This window comes from Desulfosporosinus burensis, from assembly GCF_054657535.1.
In genome coordinates, this window is the sequence record NZ_BAAHYN010000008.1 from 249,234 (window position 1) to 268,257 (window position 19,024).

Annotated in this window: 22 protein-coding genes and 2 pseudogenes; 21 read left to right on the forward strand and 3 right to left on the reverse strand. The window is 40.9% G+C overall.

Translation table 11 applies throughout. The annotated features are described in order from the left end of the window. Positions 1 to 18 precede the first annotated feature (18 nt). From ACYQ3Q_RS16000 to ACYQ3Q_RS16045, 10 genes and pseudogenes are all read left to right on the forward strand, one after another. Complete coding sequence (locus ACYQ3Q_RS16000; protein ID WP_459929532.1) at positions 19 to 486, forward strand: hydrogenase iron-sulfur subunit; 468 nt, start codon at positions 19 to 21, stop codon at positions 484 to 486. Then, the gene (locus ACYQ3Q_RS16005; protein ID WP_459929533.1) at positions 479 to 1,432 is read left to right on the forward strand and encodes a 4Fe-4S ferredoxin; all 954 of its coding nucleotides are present in this window, start codon (positions 479 to 481) and stop codon (positions 1,430 to 1,432) included. The genes ACYQ3Q_RS16000 and ACYQ3Q_RS16005 overlap by 8 nt, the downstream gene beginning before the upstream one ends. Positions 1,433 to 1,442: 10 nt before the next feature. Beyond that, complete coding sequence (locus tag ACYQ3Q_RS16010; RefSeq protein WP_459929534.1) at positions 1,443 to 2,459, forward strand: 4Fe-4S dicluster domain-containing protein; 1,017 nt, start codon at positions 1,443 to 1,445, stop codon at positions 2,457 to 2,459. Further along, positions 2,459 to 3,301, forward strand: a complete 843-nt coding sequence (locus ACYQ3Q_RS16015; RefSeq protein ID WP_459929535.1) for an FAD/NAD(P)-binding protein — start codon at positions 2,459 to 2,461, stop codon at positions 3,299 to 3,301. Before ACYQ3Q_RS16010 ends, ACYQ3Q_RS16015 begins: the two co-directional genes overlap by 1 nt. 23 nt (positions 3,302 to 3,324) lie before the next feature. Then, a complete protein-coding gene (locus ACYQ3Q_RS16020) occupies positions 3,325 to 4,569 on the forward strand; it encodes a (Fe-S)-binding protein (RefSeq protein ID WP_459929536.1) in 1,245 nt (414 codons plus the stop codon). 245 nt (positions 4,570 to 4,814) lie between these two features. Further along, positions 4,815 to 5,672 (forward strand): DegV family protein, encoded by an 858-nt coding sequence (locus ACYQ3Q_RS16025; protein ID WP_459929537.1) that lies wholly within the window; start codon positions 4,815 to 4,817, stop codon positions 5,670 to 5,672. Between the two features lie 458 nt (positions 5,673 to 6,130). Beyond that, a complete protein-coding gene (locus ACYQ3Q_RS16030; protein WP_459929538.1) occupies positions 6,131 to 6,391 on the forward strand; it encodes a hypothetical protein in 261 nt (86 codons plus the stop codon). A 184-nt stretch (positions 6,392 to 6,575) separates the two neighbouring features. Beyond that, positions 6,576 to 6,923 (forward strand): hypothetical protein, encoded by a 348-nt coding sequence (locus tag ACYQ3Q_RS16035; protein ID WP_459929539.1) that lies wholly within the window; start codon positions 6,576 to 6,578, stop codon positions 6,921 to 6,923. 43 nt (positions 6,924 to 6,966) lie between these two features. After that, positions 6,967 to 7,203, forward strand: a pseudogene (locus ACYQ3Q_RS16040) (hypothetical protein); the annotation flags it as partial. Then, complete coding sequence (locus ACYQ3Q_RS16045; RefSeq protein ID WP_459929540.1) at positions 7,181 to 8,263, forward strand: GIY-YIG nuclease family protein; 1,083 nt, start codon at positions 7,181 to 7,183, stop codon at positions 8,261 to 8,263. The pseudogene ACYQ3Q_RS16040 and the gene ACYQ3Q_RS16045, both read left to right, overlap by 23 nt. Positions 8,264 to 8,327: 64 nt before the next feature. On the opposite strand, the gene ACYQ3Q_RS16050 is transcribed toward ACYQ3Q_RS16045, so the two are convergent. Beyond that, the gene (locus ACYQ3Q_RS16050; RefSeq protein WP_459929541.1) at positions 8,328 to 8,696 is read right to left on the reverse strand and encodes a hypothetical protein; all 369 of its coding nucleotides are present in this window, start codon (positions 8,694 to 8,696) and stop codon (positions 8,328 to 8,330) included. Between the two features lie 427 nt (positions 8,697 to 9,123). On the opposite strand from ACYQ3Q_RS16050, the gene ACYQ3Q_RS16055 reads away from it, so the two are divergent. From ACYQ3Q_RS16055 to ACYQ3Q_RS16070, 4 genes are all read left to right on the forward strand, one after another. Then, on the forward strand, positions 9,124 to 9,582 hold the full coding sequence (locus ACYQ3Q_RS16055; protein WP_459929542.1) for a hypothetical protein: 459 nt from the start codon (positions 9,124 to 9,126) through the stop codon (positions 9,580 to 9,582). 107 nt (positions 9,583 to 9,689) lie between these two features. After that, complete coding sequence (locus tag ACYQ3Q_RS16060) at positions 9,690 to 10,943, forward strand: DNA polymerase Y family protein (RefSeq protein WP_459929543.1); 1,254 nt, start codon at positions 9,690 to 9,692, stop codon at positions 10,941 to 10,943. 140 nt (positions 10,944 to 11,083) lie between these two features. Continuing rightward, entirely contained in the window at positions 11,084 to 11,350 is a 267-nt protein-coding gene (locus tag ACYQ3Q_RS16065) for a hypothetical protein (protein WP_459929544.1), read from the forward strand. A gap of 485 nt (positions 11,351 to 11,835) precedes the next feature. After that, positions 11,836 to 12,045 (forward strand): hypothetical protein, encoded by a 210-nt coding sequence (locus ACYQ3Q_RS16070; RefSeq protein WP_459929545.1) that lies wholly within the window; start codon positions 11,836 to 11,838, stop codon positions 12,043 to 12,045. Between the two features lie 5 nt (positions 12,046 to 12,050). On the opposite strand, the gene ACYQ3Q_RS16075 is transcribed toward ACYQ3Q_RS16070, so the two are convergent. Continuing rightward, positions 12,051 to 12,410: a GIY-YIG nuclease family protein gene (locus tag ACYQ3Q_RS16075; RefSeq protein ID WP_459929546.1), complete on the reverse strand. Its 360-nt coding sequence runs from the start codon at positions 12,408 to 12,410 to the stop codon at positions 12,051 to 12,053. A gap of 91 nt (positions 12,411 to 12,501) precedes the next feature. Between ACYQ3Q_RS16075 and ACYQ3Q_RS16080 the strand changes: the two genes are divergently transcribed. Then, complete coding sequence (locus ACYQ3Q_RS16080) at positions 12,502 to 12,705, forward strand: efflux RND transporter permease subunit (protein ID WP_459929547.1); 204 nt, start codon at positions 12,502 to 12,504, stop codon at positions 12,703 to 12,705. Positions 12,706 to 12,763: 58 nt separating this feature from the next. On the opposite strand, the gene ACYQ3Q_RS16085 is transcribed toward ACYQ3Q_RS16080, so the two are convergent. Continuing rightward, complete coding sequence (locus tag ACYQ3Q_RS16085) at positions 12,764 to 12,877, reverse strand: carbamoyl phosphate synthase preATP-grasp domain-containing protein (protein ID WP_459929603.1); 114 nt, start codon at positions 12,875 to 12,877, stop codon at positions 12,764 to 12,766. 135 nt (positions 12,878 to 13,012) lie between these two features. Here ACYQ3Q_RS16085 and ACYQ3Q_RS16090 point away from each other — a divergent pair, with 135 nt between their 5' ends. From ACYQ3Q_RS16090 to mce, 6 genes and pseudogenes are all read left to right on the forward strand, one after another. Next, complete coding sequence (locus ACYQ3Q_RS16090) at positions 13,013 to 13,546, forward strand: hypothetical protein (protein WP_459929548.1); 534 nt, start codon at positions 13,013 to 13,015, stop codon at positions 13,544 to 13,546. A gap of 113 nt (positions 13,547 to 13,659) precedes the next feature. Beyond that, positions 13,660 to 14,097 (forward strand): annotated as a pseudogene (locus ACYQ3Q_RS16095) (C-GCAxxG-C-C family protein). A 70-nt stretch (positions 14,098 to 14,167) separates the two neighbouring features. After that, positions 14,168 to 16,042 carry a sigma 54-interacting transcriptional regulator gene (locus ACYQ3Q_RS16100; RefSeq protein WP_459929549.1) on the forward strand — a complete coding sequence of 625 codons (1,875 nt, stop codon included), beginning with the start codon at positions 14,168 to 14,170 and terminating at the stop codon, positions 16,040 to 16,042. Between the two features lie 402 nt (positions 16,043 to 16,444). Beyond that, a complete protein-coding gene (locus tag ACYQ3Q_RS16105; RefSeq protein WP_459929550.1) occupies positions 16,445 to 18,139 on the forward strand; it encodes an acyl-CoA mutase large subunit family protein in 1,695 nt (564 codons plus the stop codon). 15 nt (positions 18,140 to 18,154) lie between these two features. Next, entirely contained in the window at positions 18,155 to 18,547 is a 393-nt protein-coding gene (locus ACYQ3Q_RS16110; protein ID WP_459929551.1) for a cobalamin B12-binding domain-containing protein, read from the forward strand. Positions 18,548 to 18,602: 55 nt separating this feature from the next. Next, entirely contained in the window at positions 18,603 to 19,010 is a 408-nt protein-coding gene (gene mce, locus ACYQ3Q_RS16115; RefSeq protein WP_459929552.1) for a methylmalonyl-CoA epimerase, read from the forward strand. Positions 19,011 to 19,024: the final 14 nt, after the last annotated feature.

Here is a 19,024-nt window from a genome sequence, read left to right on the forward strand (position 1 = left end):
TGGGAAAGGTAGATGATTATGGGAGAAATTCAGGTAGAAGCTGAAAATAAAAAGTACGAGCCAAAAATTGCTGCTTTCTTGTGTAACTGGTGTAGTTATGCAGGCGCGGATCTAGCGGGTGTTGGCAGAATTCAATATCCACCCACCATTAGAACTATTCGGGTCCCGTGTTCCGGCAGAATCAATCCTTTGTATATCTTAAAAGCTATGGCTAATGGCGCTGATGGAGTATTGGTCTCCGGATGTCACCCAGGGGATTGCCATTATATAAGTGGCAACTACGTTGCACGCAGAAAATTTGCGCTCATTAAATCGTTGCTAACCCATGTGGGTTTAGAAGAAGATCGAGTTAGCTTTTCTTGGGTATCAGCTGCAGAAGGCGGCCGATTTGCGGAAGTCGTAAAAGGGGTTACCGAGCGGGTTAGTGCACTTGGACCTAATAAAGGGGTCTTTAAAGTAGATGACGGGGGTGCAACGGATGAATAATATCATAAACGAAATCCGAGAAAAGGCCCGTCAGTTACTGGCTGAAGGATTAGTAGACGTTGTTATTGGCTACGAAAAGGGTTCCTTACCGTTAAAAGCGACTCCTTGCTTTGTGCATTCCGCTCAAGAGGTTGACTCCTTGATTTGGGATGAAACGTGTGAGAATAATTTAGCAGCTTTTGCAGCAAAGACTCCTGGCAAGAAGGCCATTGTCGCTAAAGGATGTGACAGTCGTGCTTTAGTCGTCCTGTTACAGGAAAACCAATTGCTTAGAGATGACTTGTATATCATGGGTGTTTCCTGTCAAGGGGTCATCGATCAGAGAAAGATCGTGGCCGAAGTAGGGGAAATTCTCGAAGCTAGTATAACCGACGGAAAAGTATCCGTTAAGGGAATGGAAGGGGATAAAGAGTATCTCTTTACAGAAGTAAAAGATGCTACCTGCCAGACCTGCCGTTACCCTAATCCAGTTATAGCGGATCTCCAGATTGGCGAATTGATTGAAGTTCCTCAAGACGCCGCTGCCTTTGCAGACGTAACAGCAATGGAGAACAAATCTGAGAGCGAGCGACAAGAGTATTTCAAAGCACAAATGAGCAAGTGCATTCGCTGTTATGCCTGCCGTAATGCCTGTCCTTTGTGTTATTGTCAGGAATGCTTTGTGGATTGCAATTCCCCAAGGTGGCTGACAGGTGGAGTGGATCGTGCCGAAAATCTCCTCTTCCAAGCTGGCCGTGTTCTGCACTTAGCTGGTCGTTGTGTTGATTGTGGAGCTTGTAGTCGTGCTTGTCCGCAAGGGGTCGATATTCGGGCCTTAAATCGCAAAATGACTAAAGATGTTTACGAAATGTATAACCATGAATCAGGGATCAACGAAGAAGTTAAACCTGCTCTAAATGTCTATAGCACAAATGATCCAGAAGAACAGTTCTTGGTAAAGGAGTGAGGTGAAGATAATGAAGATAAGTAAAGTAAAATTTGGCCAAGCATTTGATGCTTTAGTCGCTGAGTACCAAATAATTGCTCCGGTTAGTGATGCTAACGGAATTGCTTTCAAAGGAGTCAAAAGCTTCTCAGAAGTCAAGCAAGATTATCTAAATTCTAAGCTTCCTCCCAAAGCCTTCTTTTTCCCTCAACATGAAAAACTCATGTCTTATAAGAAAGAGGGTAAAGAGGTAACCGTTAAGAGCGAACTTAAAGTTGAAAATACCGTTCTTTTTGGAATTAGACCGTGTGATGCTAAAGGGATGCAACTCTTAGATATGGTTTTCAAAAATGATCAGTATACCGACCCTTATTATTTTGAACGACGTGATAAATCAGTCATAATCGGAGTTGCCTGTAATAAAATTGCCCCTACTTGTTTTTGCTCCTCATTTGGTCTTTCTCCTGCAGGCAGTGAGGGTTCAGATCTGTTTTTGATCGATCTCGGAGATGCTTACGAAGTAGAAGTGATCACTGAGAAAGGGCAAGCCTTAGCTGCTCGTTTCGAAGCATTATCAGAACTGACAGTGGATGAGCAAGCTTTGGTTGATAAAATTAAAAGCGCAGAAACCACGAGCAAGGTAGATGTTTCAACGATTACTAGTAAACTTGACAACATGTTTAATAATCCGTTTTGGAATACTCTCCAAGAAAAATGCATCGGGTGTAATGTTTGTTCGTTCTCCTGTCCTACCTGCCATTGCTTTGATATTTCCGAGGAAGTGCGAAAAAATGAAGGTACCAGAGTGCGAACCTGGGATGGCTGTATGGCCCCTCTCTTTACACTTCATGGTTCTGGTCATAACCCACGGGATCAGAAAAAGGCCCGTTGGCGTCAGCGGTTGATGCACAAGTTCAACTATTTTGTCCATAACAATGGGTCTATGTCGTGCATAGGCTGTGGTCGCTGCATAAAAAGTTGCCCAGTTAATATGGATATTCGACAAGTCATTGATGGGGCTAACAAAGCAGAATTGGTGGTGGAATGATGCAACAGAATCCTTATATACCCATAACAATGAAGCTGGTTAAAAATTTAGTAGAAACTGAAGACAAGCTGATCAACACCTTTACTCTAGAGTATTTAAACAAACAAGATGAAGAGAACTTCAAATATATGCCAGGTCAGTTTGCAGAACTAAGCGCCTATGGTCATGGAGAAGCTCCCTTTGGAATAGCAACCTCTCCGACTGAACCTGGAATTCTCAAGTTTTCGGTAGCTAAAGTAGGCTGTGTCTCTAATGCCTTACACCTCATGGAAGAGGGTACCATGGTAGGGGTTAGAGGACCGATGGGTAATTACTATCCCATCGAAGAGTTTAAAGGAAAAAATCTTGTCATTATCGGTGGCGGTTTTGCTTTTACGACTCTGCGTTCATTGGCTAAATACATGCTCGATCCTAAACATCGTGGTGACTATGGTGATATTACGGTTATTTACGGTGCCAGAAACCCTGGCTTATTGCTCTACAAGGAAGAATTAGCTGAGTGGGAGAACAACCCCAACATTAATTTGGTCACCACGATCGACAAGCCAGCAGAAGGCTGGAATAAACATGTTGGCTTTATTCCAACCATTACTGAACAAATTGCTCCTTCTTCGGTCAACTCTTATGCTGTCGTTTGCGGACCCCCTGCCATGATCAAGTATACTTTACCTGTCTTAGAAAAACTCAACTTCCCTCCTGAGCGAATTTACACGTCCTTAGAAATGCGTATGAAGTGCGGCTTGGGAATCTGCGGTCGTTGCAATATCGGAACAGAGTATGTCTGTAAAGATGGACCGGTCTTTTCCATGGCTCAGTTAAAAGAGCTCCCTAATGAATATTAATCAAGTCGGAGGTGATAGTAAGAATGGCTGAACCCATTAGAGTTAAAAGCTTAGATCCTACCTTGAGAGATGAAGTGGCTGGATTATTAAAAGGATATGATTTTTCCAATTGCCTTTCCTGTGGTATGTGTACAGCTGGTTGTGTGTATAGTAATTTAATTGAGGATCAGGATCCTCGTAAATTCATTCGCAAAGTAGCACTTGGAATGCGGGAAGAATTAGCTAGCGATCCTTTCGTCTGGAATTGCAATATGTGTGAACGATGTACTGTGGAATGCCCCATGGGTGTAAACATCGCTGCCCTTACAAGAATGTTCCGAGGGAAAACTCCCACCCCTCCCGGTCATTTACAAATCATTGCCGATGACCATATAAACACAGGCAACCAGATGGCTGTGGAACAACTCGATTTTGATGAGACTATAGAGTGGCTTGAGGAGGAACTTCAGGCAGAACTAAACGATCCCACTTATAAAATACCTTTAGACAAGCCTGATGCAGATTTCATGTTTGGTTTCAATGCCAGAGAGGTTAAACATTATCCACATGAACTTCAGACTATATTACACATCTTTTATGCAGCCAAAGCAAACTTTACAATTAGCAGTAAGCGCTGGGATGCAACTAATATCTGTCTGTTCACAGGAAAGAATGATCAATTCCAAGAAATTACTCGGCCACTCTTTGAAGAAGCTGAGCGCTTAAATGCTAAAGAACTAGTCGTTACTGAATGTGGTCACGCTTTCCGCTCTTGTAGAATGTTTCAGCGTAGCTTCTGGAAAGGGAAGCAATTCCCTGTACGCCACATTGTCGAGAAATATGCAGAATGGATCAAAGAAGGCAGGCTAAAGCTAGACAAGACCAAAAATCCGCTTCCAGTGACCCTTCACGATCCGTGTAATACTGTTCGTAAAGAAGGAGTCTATGAACCACAACGCTATGTCATTAAAAATGTCGTGGCGGATTATCGCGAAATGAATCCTGAAGGAAAGTATAACATTTGTTGTGGAGCCGGGGGCGGTGCTTTAGCAGTGGCGGCGACCAAGCAGCAGCGCATGGCTAAAGCAAAGCCAAAAGTGGATCAATTGGTGGCTACAGGGGCAAAAGTAGGTTGCATCCCTTGTCATAACTGCATTGACCAGTTTAACGACATGAATAAATTCTATAAGCTGGGCATGAAGATGCATCATCTCAGCACGCTCATCGAAAATGCCTTGGTAACGGATGAAGAACTTGAGAATTCTGCAGAAGCAGAAGAGACTGTCTAAATCTTAATGCTAGTAGGTACCTGAAAAAGCCCCGTCGGCGGAAATAACCGCTCGTTCGGGGCTTTTTCTATTAATCTATTAATCTATTAATCTATTAAAGTCGTTACTAACATTCTCTCAGAAATTTTTAAATAAATTCTGAATAACAAATACACGATGCTTTGATAAAGGTTATAATATAGCTATAATAAATACGTGCTTATGAGATTATGGAGATTGGCATGTAACGAAAGAGAGCTAAAATAATGGCAGTACAAATTTTGACGGATAGCACCAGCTACTTAGGGGAACAACTTAGGAAAGAATTCAATATTAGGATGGTATCCTTGAATCTATCCTTTGGCACTGAGAGTATGAGAGAAACTGATATTGATAACGAGACTTTCTATAAGATGATGGCTGCCAAAGGAATTCCAACCTCCTCACAACCTTCGATCGGGGAAATGGTTGATGAAATGATCAGTGTGGTTGAGATGGGCGATAGTCTATGTTGTATTTTCTTATCTTCAGAAATGAGCGGGACTTTATCCACAGCTCAACTTGCCAAAGAAATGGTTTTGGAAAAGTTTGAGAATGCTAAGATAGAGATCGTCGATTCAAGATCTAATTGTATGCAACTTGGGTTTGCCGTTATCCAAGCTGCCAGAGCGGCAAAAGCAGGACAGACATTAGAGCAGGTCAAAGCAGCAGCGTTAGAGAACATAAAAAGAAGTCGCTTCTTATTTATCCCTGAGAATCTTGAATACTTGAAAAAAGGCGGAAGAATTGGGGGAGCTAGTGCCTTAATCGGAAATCTATTTAAAATTATTCCGATTTTGACTGTGGAAAATGGCAAAACAAATATTCTCACCAAAGTAAGAACCAAAAAGAATGCCGTAATGGCCATGGTGGATAAAATGCTCCAGGATATTAGTCAATATGGGCTAGGAGAAGTCGTTGTTCTGCATATCAATTGTCAGGGCGAAGCCGCTGAACTTGCCAACGTAATTCGTGAAAAACTCAAGATAACTCCAAAGATTATGGATATAGGACCCGTTATTGGGTTGCATGTTGGTCCAGGAACAATAGCAATTTGTTATTACACCGAAAAGGTCATGCGATAATTACGACATCAAACATAACCACGATGTAGGTCTTAGATAGGAAAAATGGTATAATGATAAAGTAAGCCATCTTAGATCAGTATGGCTTAAGAATAATGTGTTTGCTGACAGAAGAAAAGAGGTTTTTCAGATGTACCAATACCAAGGAATACTCTTTAATAACGCCAATCCGCGCCACCCTGATGGCACTAAAGCATGGAGTCAAATATGTAGAATATGCGCCGTCCAGTACCAAATTAAACGTAGTATGCTGGAAAGTGTTTGAAGCGGAACCTGTGGTGTACAAGGTTGTACACGTCAAGCAAGGTATTACATCAATTTTGAAGACGGAGAACTGGTAGAAGTTCCCGAATAGATTTTTTTAAAAGATCGTTCTATAATAGATATTATTAGAAATTGTTCTAAAAGTAGTTTGCTTCATTAAAGGAAGTTTGCTTTCCATTAAAGGAGGATTTCAGATGCCTACTAAGCTAAGTAAAGCCCTATGGTCCCTCGCGATTCTCTTTATCATCGTTACAACGGTCGTTTTTTCCTTTGGGATCATGTTAGTTGGAGCAGCGCTGGCGAGTTTATACGGCATATACAAATATTACTTCGGAAAGAAACCATCCAGTAAGTTCAAACAGAGACCGCAGGAGTATATGTTTGGGGAAGTCATCGACATAAAAGCGGAAGTGATAGATCAGACGCTTTTAGATAAAACTCCGTATCGAAAGTAAATTAATCTCTATATTCGAATATGAATTGTAAATAGTGATCCTCTACCATCGCCTTTGGGCGGTGGTTTTTAATTTTCAATGAATAATTCATAGCCAAATTACTTACAAAGATTTGTCTGAGCACAGTGTTATAGTTGAAATAGGAAGACAGTTCCTTATAAAATAAAGAAAGAAGGAATGAAATATGTCAATTTCAAAAGTAAGTCTGTCTGGTAAATTAAGTCTATCTAGTCTGACTTCCGAACCTGCCCCACGTTTAAAAAGCTCGAAGTCAATGACACTGACCAATACATTTCTTACATCAGTCTTTATGCTTTCAGCCCTAGACCTGATTATTGCATTCCTTAGAAATGACTCATTATCAAATTACACTATGTTCGTGATCTCAAATCTGGGCCTAACCGCTTTAGGCCTGATGATTTCCTCGGATCTTATCGCCGAGAATGACCGCGAATCAGTAAAATGTTTTTTGGCTTATATGTTATTTCTATGGGCCTGTATTACAGTTGTTAAACTTATATTCCTTACATGATCTCATCGGTGAACTTCTGACAGTCATTGGAATTCTAACTTCATATCTCTTAAGCCGGCCCTTGTTCTGGCTGACAACTTGGCGGATTCTGCTAGGAATCATCGTGACAAGTAGGGTATGGTCGTTGATGTTTTTCAGATTCATGGCTGCTACAGTTCGGCAGAGTCGGAAAGGCTTTCGAGTTGAACTCGTCACAGGTAGTAAAAAAAACGATAATATACTATTTGAGGTAGAAAAACGAATTTATGGAGATTTATATGATTTTGAAGGAAAAGCTTAAGCAACTGCCACAAAAACCGGGTGTCTATATGATGCTCGATTCATTGGGGAATATCATCTATGTTGGCAAGGCCAAAAACCTCAAGAACAGGGTATCTCAATATTTTCATGACCAAAAGGATAGAGATCTCAAAGTCGCTGAAATGATACATCATATTCATACGTTTAATTATCAAGTCACAGAGACTGAATTGGACGCCTTGATCGAAGAATGTCGCCTGATTAAGGATATAAAACCCAAGTATAACAAGCAGCTGAAGAATACCAAAAAGTATATTTATTTGAAGATTCCGGCTGAACAGTACCCCAAGTTAACGGTTGTAAACGAAAAAGTAAAAGATGGTGCCTTGTATTTTGGACCTTTTACTAGTCCTCATCGGGTCGAGACTACAGTACAATACTTAAACGATTTTTATCCAATCCGAAAATGTCCTACTCCAAGATTGATCAAAAGGGCAAATGGTTGTTTGTTCTGCCAATTGGGTACTTGTTTGGGCGTTTGTACTGGGCAAGTAAATCCTGATGAATACTGGGTTCACATTGATAAAATCCAGCAGCTTATCTACGGGAATGATAGGGTACCTGTTCATGAACTTTCTAAAATGTTGGATCAAGCTATTGAGAATCTTAACTTTGAAAAGGCGGCCAAATATAGGGAGTATTACCTAGGTCTTCGGCATGTAATAGGTAAGCAGTCGTTAGTTCAATCCTCAAGTAAAAACAGGAATATCATAACGGTTGAATTTCTTGACAATGAACTTGCTAAGATATTCCTGATCAAAGGGAATAAGCTACTTTACGGAAAAGTATTTAATAGGGTAGAGGTAGATAATACAGAGATGAGGCTTTCCCTAAATCAGATGATTAGGGATAAATTTGCCACACAAAAAAGTAATACAGGTAGATTGACCCAGGAAGATATCGATGAAGCGCAAATAATTTACTCGTATCTGAAGAAGAATAGAAAAAAGGTCATTAGTTTTTGGATACCGACTACGCGCTTGAAAAGTGAAGCATCCTTAGATGCTACAGTCATAAAGATAATAGCCAAGATTTCATAAAAAAAACGGCTCATTCTGAGCCGTCTGGAGAAAAACGTGAGAAAATCAACTTAACCTCATATGCTTAGCGAAGTAAGCCCAGTTCCCTTTTTGTGCGTTCTGCCATTTGCTTAAGCATTTTTTCTCGATCGCTATTATATAGCGGTCCATAAAACACTATCCCGTATTTTTCTAACATTTTTGCTTCTATCGCCTTTCTAGTACGTCCTATTTCTGGGATATACTGAGACTTCCTTTTAGCTTTGTGGAATTTTGCGTGATGAGCAACGTCAATAAACACTGCAAGATTTGCAGTTCTGTCGTCGTCATTAACCTCATTTAGATGGTGCACAATTTCGGTTTCTTTTAGTTTTCTTTCTAAATATCTCTCGATTATTAACCTAGAGATCTCTATAGTTGTGGTTTCGCTATTCATGGAAATGTTGTCGCTCATAGTAGACTCCTTTCAAAGTGTTACCCAAACAAAAAACAAGCAACAACCATCGGGATGGATTCTGCGTGTCATCCCGCCAGTCAAATTGCTCTTATTTCAAAGGTAAATAAAAATTTGATTTCTTTACTTATTTAGTATACTATAGATTGTTCATAATCACAACATTTTTTTGCTTTGATGTGTTTTTTGGCGGAGAAGCCAGTTTTGTCAGGTGCTACCAAAAGGGCTAGATATCCCCGCCGCTATGAATTCAAAAGAAGCTTACGCTATCCTGGATACGATGGGTGAAACAGGCTATCAAATTTATCCCTCAGGCAGTTCTTGTCCATACTCATGTTCCTGCTCGTAACAGTAATCGTCGTCGGGTTGTTTTCAGAGTCAGAGGATCCGGTCACCCGAATTAGGCGCTGATCTTGACCGTGACAGAATGACCGAGGAGTACCTCCTAATCGATCACTGCCTTACTATTAGGGAAGGAGAAAAGGATCTCTGGCAGTCGCTAGGTGACTGGCGCGTCGATAACTTTGTCCTAGGAGATGTGAACAACGACGGGACGGTCAATCTAGTGATAAGCTTGTGGAAAACAGGCAACTTTGGAACCGTCGAACCTTTCTGGCAGACCGTTGAGGATGTCGGCTACAAAAACCACCTTTTTGTATATCCATTGAAGGACAAGGTCATGAAGCAGGTCTGGTGTTCGTCAGACTTAGACTGCCCGATTGTCTCGTTAACAGTACAAGACATTGATGAGGATGACCTTTTTGAATTAATTGTTGAGGAAGGGAAGTATCGGAAGATAACTGGAGAACGCTACACCTTGGATAGATTTGCTCAGGTCCAAACGACCGTTTGGCGGTGGGACGAATGGGGATTTCGTCGCTTATGAAGCCTATAGTGGAGATTGTTGTAATTATTTGGCAACTATATTTACTTTACCACGAACCTATGTTTTGATAGAATGGGAACAAACATTCTATCAAAAGGGTGAAGACAATGGGTAATCGAATTATTTTTCATATAGATGTGAATTCTGCCTATCTCTCCTGGGAGGCTGTTCACCGAATTCAACATGGCGATCCACTGGATCTAAGGACTGTCCCATCAGTTGTAGGGGGTAATCCTGAAACGCGACATGGAATTGTTTTGACGAAATCGATACCCGCCAAAAAATATAACATACAGACAGGGGAAACGATCTACTCTGCTAAAGCGAAGTGTCCAGAGTTGATCATTGTATCCCCGAATTATGGGCTCTATATGCAATGTAGTCGTGCATTTGGTGATATTCTTCGTGAATATTCACCTTTGGTTGAACAGTATTCCATAGATGAATATTTTCTGGATTTCACGAATATGGGAAGGATCTATGCTGACCCCGTCGAAACGGCCTATAAAATTAAAGACCGAATCAAAGAAGAGCTTGGGTTTACCGTTAATATCGGGATCTCAACTAATAAAATCTTAGCCAAGATGGCTAGTGAACTTAAAAAACCAGATAAAGTACATACTATTTTCCCTCATGAAATTGCTGATAAAATGTGGTGTCTCCCCATCGAAGAACTATTCATGGTTGGGAGAGCGACTGCCAAAAAGTTGCGGAGTAGAGCCATTAACACTATTGGTGCATTAGCTCAGGCGGATCTGAATATGATTAGGCTTTTCTTGAAAAGTCATGGCATCTTAGTCTGGAACTATGCGAACGGAAACGATATATCGGACGTTAGAGTAAATCGCAGAACAATGATAAAAGGAATAGGCAACTCAACGACAATTGCTTTTGATGTCGAAGATGCGACAACGGCCCATTTAGTCTTGCTTTCTCTGACTGAGACGGTTGCATCAAGGTTGCGTCAAACTGAATACTGTGCTCGTTTAGTCTCGGTTTCATTGAAGACAAACGAATTCTATTCTTGCTCTCACCAAAGAAAGATAGCCTCAGCGATAGATTGTACCAATGCTATTCACCAGGTTGCTTGCGAACTCTTTGACGAGTTGTGGAAAGGAGAGCCAGTGCGGCATCTTGGAGTTCGTGTTTCTGAGTTATGTAGAAATGATTTTATGCAGCTTGCTCTTTTCGAGAAAGATTACGAAAAACAGAGAGTTGTTGATCGTACCATCGATTCGATTCGAGAACGATTCGGAACGGATGCTGTTTTTCGTTCATCGTTTCTAAATAGTGGTTTACGTTTTAGATCTGGAGGGACAGTCGATGACGAGGAATACCCAATGATGTCCAGTATTCTTTAGAGAAACTGCATTACGACTCTGGATGTAAAATTGGTACAGTTGAAAGATGCAAGGCATATCCCTTGATAGATAATATATGTTTTGATATACTTAGTACGGCGTTGTTGCTGAATTTTATCGTAAATGAGGAAGAAATTAAAATGGAAACACTTCTTATGGTTACAAGAGGCCTGTTACTCGCTTGTGTAATTTTTTATATTTATTTCTTTACCCGACGCAAGGATAGAAATGTCTCAACTAAATTATGGATTATCATTATGGTCGGATTACTTGTTGGTGCCGTCGGAAAAATCATTGAGGTAAATATCGGAATTTCTACATGGAGCTCCATACAGATCAGTTTGTTACTTTCTCTTGCTCTTTTTGGTTATAGTGTGTGGAAATTATTATCAGAGCTAAAAAAATAAGCGTCATTTAGAGGTTAGGAAGCCGCATTTTTTAAATATGCGGCTTTTTGTTGTAATTTTTTAACAACTACCTTGTTTCAGCTGATCTATTTTTCATCTATTGACACTGAGCTACCTAAGAGGTTATAATTTTACCTTAATCAGCATCTGATCATTTATAGAAGTGGGAGTCTTCTTTGAATTTGATAAATATCTTTAAACTGTCCCAAAATTAATTGAACCAAAAAAGAATGGGTCTTCTCAAAGGCATGATCTAGTCAAGCCTTTGAGAAAGATCCATTCTTTTTCGCGTATTTACCCCATGCCGTTACGCGGAAGTGTCATCAAGGGGACAGGTGCAGTGTTTCAACACCTTGTTCACGCTAGTGAGAGCAAGAGGAGGGAGATGAACCAAGCGACCTTTGACAAAGTTGATCGTTAATGTAAATATTTGATTAAGCGATCAATAAATAGTTTAAGTCATCAATATTTAAGAGGAACCGGTAATGCTAGAACTGAAACAGATACTACACGATGGTCAAAACAAAGGTGAATTTCGACAGTTCAACGTTGATGTCATGGCCAGCGCTATCACTGGAGCTATCAGGGAGTATATGTTATTGGCTAACCCTAACATCACCGCTAAAGTCGACTTAGAGTCTTATAGTGAAGAGCTCGTGAAGATATTTGATAAAACAATTGTGAATGATGACTAAAGCATCTATTTAGCCGGATAAGGGTTATTATAGCCACGTTCTCCGTAAGGTTGAAGTTCATTCAACCACTGTGCTTTAAGTTTTTTCAAGGCATCTTTGGTATCAAAATAGCCTTCCTCAGGTATTTCTAAGATTTCTAACACCTCAAAAACAAAGGCCTCTGATCCAAATTCCGTCCACTCATTTTGGAGAAGTTTGTTCTGATACGTTCCCATATCCAGCGTAAATCGCTTTCCGTTGATCGTCTTTAGGTTTGGGGTGCTTTCGATAAATATCTTATCGTTTATGGTGTTCTTGATTTGGTAGACTCCGGCCTCAATTTTTGTCTCTTTGTACGGTTGCTTTAATTCTTGTTTGCGATCCATCGTTGTTTCCTCCTTGTTCTGGGAACCATTTCTTAGCCAGTATTGACTTCCATCAGGTGTTCGATCAAGAAAGCCATATTCGATTAATCCTTTGATTATCTTGGTTACCTTACCGCTAGCGATGATAGGGGTAACCGGAGGGCTAATCTTAACAGGGCAATCGTTTAGCATCACAGCCTTTATGGGAATTATTATTCTTGTGGGGATTGTTGTCAATAATGCGATTGTGTTTATTGACTATGTCAACGGTTACGGCGAAGTAAAGGTTTTAATACAACTTCATAATTATAATTAAGTAAAGAAAAGTGCTCGCAAGTCTTAACGGTCAGGCGAGCACTTTTTGCATATCTGTATTATTGGCAGCATTCTGATCCTAGGTTCCGCCAATGACTTCGATTGCTTCGACCTTTTCTCAGAGCTTTACAGGCCTGTGTTCCTGAATAGTCAAATTCACAAGCTTGCCCAATCTAAACTGAAGTAAATTGACTATCCAATGTAGCAAAAAAGGTAATTGCCCTAAATTGTAGAATAGAAATAAGATAAGGTACTACTCCCACTGTAGAATCGGGAGTCTCACGATTGGATAAAAGGGGGAAAGAAAAATGAGTAACCGTGAGGTTGCAAGTCTGGGTTGCAAGATTCTTGGTGTTTACATGATTATTCAAGGGATTAACGTATCGACAAGTGTACTTTCTTTTTCTCTTGCAACCTCGAATCAAATGGCTAAAGAGAATTTATTGAACATCAGTTATCCATTAATGTATATTCTCTTCGGAGTTTTACTATGGCTTTTATCGAATAAGTTATCTGTAATTATTATAAAGGGAGAAACTCATTTTAACGAGGGGACAGGGATCAGTGCTAGCGATATTCAAAGAGTCGCATTTTCAGTGCTCGGTTTATTTTTTCTAGGTAATTCATTGCCGAGGTTAGTTTCATTAGTCGCGAACTTTTATACCATGCGTGGTCGAGGAATAACCATTTCAGGCGCAGAAATATTACTTGGAGCAGGAGGAGAAATAACCCAACTTATCGTGGGATTATGGATTTTTCTTAGTGCAAAGGGTTTAGTCAACTTCTTAAAGAAAATTAGAACTGCAGGATTAGAGAAGGAAGAGGAAGAGGATTATGAATAAACATTTTGATTGTACGAACGACTTAACACAGTATTCTCCAGAGAAAATACTGTGCCAGAAGGTTCAAGCACTTTAGAAATTGTTGTTACTCGAAATTTGAAAGGGGCAAGATAATGAATAAATCGGCTGCTGCGAACCAGTGCTTTTTATCCGGATTTAGCTGTGCTCAAGCAGTGTTTTCTACCTACTGTGAAGACTTAGGATTAGAATCTGACATGGCAAAAAGAATAGCTGGAGGGTTCGGCGGTGGTATGGGATATATCAGTGAAACTTGCGGTGCGGTAACCGGGGCCTTTATGCTGATTGGTTTAAAACATGGAAAAGTCGAAGTAGATGATAATGCAGCATAAGATAAAACCTATGCACTCATTCAAGAGTTTACCAGCAGATTTAAGGCTATTAATAGCTCTGTAAAGTGTACAGAGTTGCTAGGTTATGATCTTAGTATTCCGGAAGATCTGGTAATTGTAAAAGAAAAGCAACTTTTCAGCATACATTGTCCCAAATTCGTCCGGGATTCGTCTGATATAATTGCAGAATTATTAACTTAGTTCTTTTATTCCCTACTCATGTAATCGATGCTAATGTATTTGTGATGCCATCCAAGGGGGGAGCTTAGTTATGCAAGAAGGATCTAACAATGAGCCTACTATTGCAGTATTTAGCTATCACGCTTTGACTTCGTTAATCAATCGACTTCAATATGAGGCTCCTCATCCGGTCCGTATATTAGTGATTGACTGCATGTTAAAAGATGTCCTTGAAAAGGCAAGGAATATGGAGGAAAATGGGGAAGCTGATGTTTACCTTTCTGCAGGAGGAACCGCAAAACTTCTCTCCGGCAACATATCCAATCCCTTAGTTGAGATTAAAGTAACTGGTTTCGACATTCTAGCTGCCCTGAAGGAAGCCAAACAATATTCAGATACCGTCGGACTTATTACGTATGAAAGCAAAATTCCCCATCTGGAAAATCTATCTGACTTGCTGAATATTACGATTAAACAATTTACGTATCAACATCTTAGTGATATTGAAGAGACTTTAAACCAACTGCAAAACGAAGGTGTGAAAGTTGTCATTGGGGGAAGCTTTCTTCAGGAAGTAATCGGCCAGCGAGAAATCAAGGGAATCTTTATATACTCGTCAGACGGCGTGACTCGGGCCTTGGATACAGCTGTCCAAATAGCTTTTTCTAAGAAACTTGAGGCTAGAAAAGCGGAGGAACTACGGGCAATTTTAGCCTTCTCTTATGAAGGTATCATAGCTGTTGACAGGAACGGGCTAATTACGGTGATTAACTCAAGTGCTGAAAAAATCATTGGTACCACTCAACATAAAGTCCTAGGTCAATCTATTACAAAGATTTTCCCAACTGCCAAGCTTACTAAAGTTATTCAAAGTCGCATACCAGAGCTCAACCAGATTGAGTCGATCGGGAATAGTCAAATTGTTATCAACCGTATACCTATTTTGGTAAATGCTAAAGTAATGGGCGCTGTGGCAACTTTCCAAAATATTGGAATCATACAAGAAGCAGAGGAAAACATTCGTAAAAGTTTATATAAAAAAGGTTTTGTGGCCAAAACCTTTATCAAAGATATTATAGGGACTAGTGACCAGATTCAAAAGGCTAAACGAGAGGCTTTTCTCTATGCTAAAAACCCTTCTTCAGTTTTAATCACGGGTGAGTCCGGGACTGGGAAGGAACTTTTCGCACAAGGTATTCATAATGCCGGTCTGCGTTTTCGCCATCCTTTTGTCGCTATAAACTGTGCGGCCATCCCTGATAACTTGCTGGAGAGTGAGCTCTTTGGGTACGAAGAAGGTGCTTTCACTGGAGCTAAAAAGGGTGGAAAACCTGGATTATTTGAACTGGCCCATGAGGGAACCGTATTTTTAGACGAAATCGGTGAACTGTCCATGTCCCTACAATCCCGTCTGTTACGCGTCTTAGAAGAACATGAGGTTCTGCGTATTGGAGGAGACCATATTCGTTCAGTAAACATCCAGGTGATATCCGCCACAAACCAAGATCTATGGGAAATGACTGTTAACGGTAACTTTCGAAAGGATTTGTATTACAGGCTGAACGTCTTAGAGCTTCGTCTTCCACCTCTTCGAGTTCGCAAAACAGATATTCCTTTACTCGTTAAAAAGTTCCTTTCGGAAATGTGTCATGATCTAACAGGCAAAGAAATTGAGGTGATTTCCCAACACCCGGTATTTAGAGATTATAATTGGCCTGGTAATATCCGAGAGCTAAGAAATATTATCGAACGATTCGCTGCGCTCTATAAAGAAGCAGGGTATGAGGATTTACTCTTATCATTATTCGAACGACTTACTCCTGCTGAACTTAGTTCTGTTGAACAAGAAGAACTTAACCGTGTATTGAATAGCGTGCAAGGTAAGAAAAATGAGGCCGCAAAAAAACTAGGAATTAGCCGAACGACGCTCTGGAGAAAATTGAAAGGATACAACAATACCTTCTAGTTCTCTAAGCGAGATGGTTGAAACGCTTGAAACGTTATGCAACCTCGTTGTAACATTATGTTCCATCATAATTAATAGGAGATCTCCAAAAAAGAGGCGGAATGCATTATTCTGCCTATTTTTTTGTACTATTCAGAAAATATAGTTTGGTAAGCATCGATGCAACTAGGGCTGCCGCCTTCGCCAAGGCTTGGCCCTAGCCAAGTTTCCTTTATCGGCCCAAATTGGCATGAAACTTGCTACAAAAATAAATAACAGATAATTCTTAATAAATTGAGAATGGGGCTAATGAAGTTAAGAAGCAGCCCATTACATAAAGCTGCTGTGTCAATTTGGCGAATTTGCTATGGGAGGTTGTCCTATTTATCAAGCAAGCATTAGCACAGGGGAGTGAATAAATCTATGGATAAGAATATGGGGATAGCAATGGATCAGGAGTTAGAAATAATTGCCCAAGAAAAGTCTCGTTGGGAAAGTAAGCATTTTAGTGGAAAAACTGGTGTATCGCCAGAAAAAAAACAGGGGAATCGGGTAGAATCCGAGCTCGAATTTCAGCGGCTTTATTCGCCAGATAACCTCAAGCTTGACTACTTAACAGATTTGAGCTTTCCGGGGGAATTTCCGTTTACTCGTGGTGTTCAACCCGACATGTATCGGGGCAGGTTCTGGACTATGCGTCAATATGCCGGCTTTGGAACTGCGCAAGAAACCAACAGCCGATTCATTTATTTACTTAAACAAGGCCAGACTGGCCTCAGTGTTGCCTTTGATTTGGTGACCCAAATTGGTTATAACTCCGACGATCCTCTTGCCCAAGGAGAAGTGGGTAAGGTCGGTGTCGCAATCGATTCTTTGGCCGACATGGAAACGCTATTCAAGGACATACCGTTAGATCAAGTAAGCACATCTATGACGATTAATGCCCCTGCTGCCATACTGCTGGCTATGTATATTGTGGTTGCTGAAAAGCAGGGAGTAGCCCCCTCCAAGTTATCTGGAACCATTCAAAATGATATTTTAAAGGAATATATGGCCAGGGGAACCTATATTTTTCCTCCGATACCCTCCATGCGTCTAATAACCGATACGTTTAAATATTGTGCCGAGCATCTTCCCAATTGGAACACGATTAGTATCAGTGGCTATCACATTCGCGAAGCCGGTTCTAATGCGGTTCAAGAGGTGGCTTTTACCTTAGCAGACGGAATTGCCTATGTCCAGGCTGCCTTAGACGTGGGGTTAGAAATAGATCGTTTTGCTCCCCGTCTTTCCTTTTTCTTCAATGCTCACTCCAATTTTTTAGAGGAAATCGCCAAGTTTAGAGCTGCCCGCCGAGTGTGGGCCAAGATTATGAAAAACAGGTTTAAAGCTGAAAACCCTAAATCACTGATGATGCGCTTTCATACCCAGACAGCCGGTTGCACATTGACGGCCCAACAACCCGAAGTGAATATTATGCGGGTGGCCTTTCAGGCCCTGAGTGCCGTGCTCGGCGGTACCCAATCCTTACATACCAACGCCTGGGATGAGGCTTTAGCTCTGCCAAGCCAGGAATCAGCCCTGCTCGCTTTACGAACCCAACAGGCCATTGCCTACGAGACTGGGGTTACGGATACCGTGGATCCCTTGGGCGGTTCTTATTGTGTGGAAAGGTTAACGGATGACCTAGAACAGGCCGTCTGGCTCTACCTTGATAAGATTGATGAATTAGGAGGCGCCGTACGGGCTATTGAACTTGGTTTTCAACAAAAGGAAATTCAGAGTAGTGCCTATCGTTATCAAATGGAGATCGAAAATCAAGAGAGAATTATTGTCGGAATTAATAAATTTGAGAGAAAACAAGATTCACCGCAAGGATTACTCAAGCTAAATCCGCTAGTAGAGCAAGAACAAAAACAACGATTAGCAGCAGTCTACCGAAAAAGAAATCAAGAAGATGTGGAGAACGGTCTAATTAGGCTGGAAAAAGCCGCACAAAGCACGGAAAACTTGATGCCCTATCTTCTGGATTGTGTTCGCAATTACACTACGTTGGGTGAAATCTGCGACGTATTAAGAAGAGTATTTGGAGAGTACAGGCAAGAGAACACCTTATAATCAGGAGGAATCGTCATGGAAAAAGGACAACGTATTCGAGTATTAATCGGTAAGGTCGGTCTAGATGGTCACGATCGTGGGGCAAAAGTAATTGCTCAGGCTCTGCGAGATGCTGGTATGGAAGTTATTTATACAGGTTTACGACAAACTCCAGATCAAATTGTCGAGGCAGCAATTCAAGAAGATGTTCAAATCATTGGGATTAGCATCTTATCCGGTGCCCACAATTATCTACTTCCTAGAATCATCGAGCTTCTAGCCCGGGAGGGAGCGCAAGATATCCAGGTGATCGCTGGAGGGGTTATTCCCGAAGAAGACAAAACTTTTTTAATTGAAACAGGAGTAGCAGAAATATTCGGAACTGGAACCTCCACAGGAGATATTGTGAAGTTTATCCGACAAGCATAGATTCTAAAAGCAATACGGTTTGGCGAATAAGAATTTTGAGGAGGTATAGGGCACTATGTCCATTCAATTAAAGCTTGATCATCTGGGGATCGCCGTCGCAAACTTAGATGAGGCCATAAGGGTCTATGTAACGTTAGGGCTAAGTTGTAGCCATCTAGAAACGATACCTGAGCAAAAGGTTAGGACGGCTACCCTACCTTTAGGTGAGACCAATCTGGAACTATTAGAGCCTACAGAAGCCAACAGTCCCATCGGGAACTTTCTCGCAACCCGAGGGGGTGGTATTCATCATCTAGCTCTTCAAGTCGATAATCTTGAGGAAATATTACTAGAATTAAAAAGTTCAGGTTTTCGTTTAATCGATGAGACCCCTAGAATTGGTTTGGGGGGAAGTAAAGTCGCTTTTATACATCCTAAAAGTACCTTCAATACACTTATAGAACTTGTTCAACGCCGGAGCTAAGCTAAAGGAGGTAG